3 protein-coding genes and 1 pseudogene are annotated in these 2700 nt (G+C 72.6%); all 4 read left to right on the top strand.

The genetic code is table 11. The features are described 5' to 3' along the window. On the top strand, positions 1-111 hold a 111-nt coding region (locus tag ACWJ6R_RS34210; RefSeq protein WP_449066184.1), incomplete at its 5' end, for a hypothetical protein. Beyond that, complete coding sequence (locus ACWJ6R_RS34205; RefSeq protein WP_449066183.1) at positions 111-1109, top strand: terpene synthase family protein; 999 nt, start codon at positions 111-113, stop codon at positions 1107-1109. The genes ACWJ6R_RS34210 and ACWJ6R_RS34205, both read left to right, overlap by 1 nt. A gap of 166 nt (positions 1110-1275) precedes the next feature. Beyond that, positions 1276-2403, top strand: a complete 1128-nt coding sequence (locus ACWJ6R_RS34200; RefSeq protein WP_449066182.1) for a terpene synthase family protein — start codon at positions 1276-1278, stop codon at positions 2401-2403. A gap of 47 nt (positions 2404-2450) precedes the next feature. Further along, positions 2451-2700, top strand: a pseudogene (locus ACWJ6R_RS34195) (hypothetical protein); the annotation flags it as partial.

The following is a 2700-nucleotide window of genomic DNA, read 5'->3' as shown; positions in this document are numbered from 1 at the left end:
ATGGGCATCGACGAGCACGCGATCATCTCCTACCTGGTGACCGCCTACTACTCGGCGGCCGTGCTGGTGCCCGACGCCCTCGGCATCCTGGAGAGCGTCGAGGTCGCCTGATGCCCTCCTACGAGCTGCCGGACTTCTACCTGCCTCATCCCCCCAGGCTCAACCCGCACCTGGAGACCGCCCGCGCGCACACCCGCGCCTGGGCGGCGGACATGGGCATGCTCGACGACCCCGACATCTGGGACGCGGCGCGGCTGGAGGCCATGGACTACGGGCTGATGTGCGCCTACACCCATCCCGACTGCCCGGCCGCCGAGCTGGACCTGATCACCGACTGGTACGTCTGGGTGTTCTACTTCGACGACCACTTCCTGGAGACCTTCAAAAGGAGCAGGGACCTCAAGGGCGCGCAGGCCTACCTCGACCGGCTCGACGCCTTCATGGCCGACGATCCGCCCGAACCGGCCAACCCGGTCGAGCGCGGCCTGGCGGACCTGTGGCCGCGCACCGTGCCGGCCATGTCGCCGTCCTGGCGGCGGCGGTTCGTCCGGGTCACCCGCGATCTGACCCAGGAGTCGATGTGGGAGCTGTTCCACATCGAGCGCGACGCCGTCTCCAACCCGATCGAGTACATCGAGGAGCGGCGCAAGGTCGGCGGCGCCCCGTGGTCGGCCGCCCTGGTCGAGCACGCGGCGGGCGCGGAGCTGCCGGCCCGGCTCGCCGCCAGCAGGCCGGTCCGGGTGCTGACCGAGTCGTTCGCCGACGCCGTGCACCTGCGCAACGACCTGTTCTCCTACGAACGCGAGGTCCAGCAGGAAGGCGAGCTGTCGAACTGCGTCCTGGTCTGCGAGCGCTTCTTCGGCTGCGACACCCGGCAGGCCGTGCAGATCACCAACGACCTGCTCACCTCGCGGCTGCACCAGTTCGAGCACACCGCGCTGACCGAGCTGCCGCCGCTCTTCGCCGACGAGGGCGTCTCACCCGACGAGCAGGAACGCGTCCTGCGCTACGCCGGAGGGCTGCAGGACTGGCAGGCCGGCGGCCACGCCTGGCACACCGCCTCCAGCCGCTACACCAAGGCCGGCCGCCGGCCGGGCTCCTCGGCATGAACGTCACACGTGCCCACCTGACCGGCCCCGGCGGGCTGCGCAACCACACCCGCACCCCCTTCACCGAGGTCTCGGTACGGCTGCCGCAGCCGTACATGCCCTTCCAGGTGCGCGACAACCCGCACCTGGAGGCGGCCCGGCCGCCGACGTGGCCTGGTGCGCCGAGATGGGGTTCTTCGACGCCCTCCCCGGCATCCCGGAGACGGCGGTGTGGACCGAGAGCGGGCTCGTCGGGTTCGACCTCGCCCTGTGCGCCTCGGGCATCGACCCCGACGCCTCGGCGGACGAGCTCGTCCTGGCGACCAACTGGCTGGCCTGGGGCACCTACGGCGACGACTACTACCCCCGGGTCTTCGGCGCCGCCCGGGATCTGACCGGCGCGAAGCTCGCCAACCGGCGGCTGCGGCGGTTCATGCCGGTCGACCTGTCCCTGGCGCCCGCACCGGCCAACCCGGTCGAGCGCGGCCTGGCGGACCTGTGGCCGCGCACCGCCGGGCCGATGCCGGAGGAGTCGCGGCGCGCCTTCCGCGCCGCGGTCGAGGACATGCTCGACAGCTGGATCTGGGAGCTGGCGGGCCACGCCGAAAACCGCGTCCCCGATCCGATCGACTACCTCGAGATGCGCCGCAGGACCTTCGGCTCCGACATGACGATGAGCCTGGCCCGGCTCGCCCCCGGCCGGAACATCCCCGCCGGGCTGTACCTGACCCGTGAGTTCCTCGGCATGGCCGACGCCGCCCAGGACTACGCCTGCCTGGTCAACGACCTGTTCTCCTACCAGAAGGAGATCCAGTTCGAAGGCGAGCTGCACAACGCCGTCCTGGTCGTGCAGACCTTCTTCGACTGCGACCCTCAGCAGGGGGTCGCGATCGTCGACGCCCTGCTGACCTCCCGGATGAAGCAGTTCGAGCACATCACCGCCGTCGACCTGCCCGTGCTGCTGGAGCGGATCGAGGCCGGCGACGCGGTCCGGGAAGCGGTCGCCGGATACGTGACCGAGCTGCAGGACTGGATGGCCGCCATCGTGCGCTGGCACCAGCGCACCCGGCGCTACCCCGGCTGCGCCCCGGCCCGTCCCGCCCCGGTCCGCTGGACCCAGGGTCCCACCGGCCTGGGCACCGCCACGGCCCGGCTCGCCGGCCGGGACGGCCGCGGGAGTCCGCCTTCCCGCAGGACCGGTGGGCATCCGGTGAGCGCGGGGGACCTGGAGGGCGCGGAGAGCACGGCGGGTGCGGGGAGCCTGGAGGGCGCGGAGGGCGCGGGGACGCTTCGGCCGCGGAGGCGTCCCGGCTGAGCCTGGGCACGGCCGCCGCCCGCAGGCTGGCGACGACGGCCAAGACCGTGCCGCAGACGCAGGCGTCGACGCCCCGCTACCTCCTGCGGGTGCTGCCCTGGACCGAGGTGGACGGCGTCTACCGGGTGAACCGGCGGGCTGTCCTCACCCCCGACGGCGGTCGATCCGCGGACGTCCGCGACGGGTCCGCGAAGCCGCGGAACGCCTACGGGGAGGCGGAGATCGCGCTGACGGCGGGCCATCGGGGCGAGCCGGTGCTGCCGGGCACGTTCGTCGACTACGAGCTCGCGCCGCGGG

The organism is Planomonospora algeriensis (assembly GCF_977012225.1).
The sequence above is the reverse complement of the archived record's forward strand: the minus strand, read 5'-3'. Positions and strand labels throughout refer to the sequence as shown.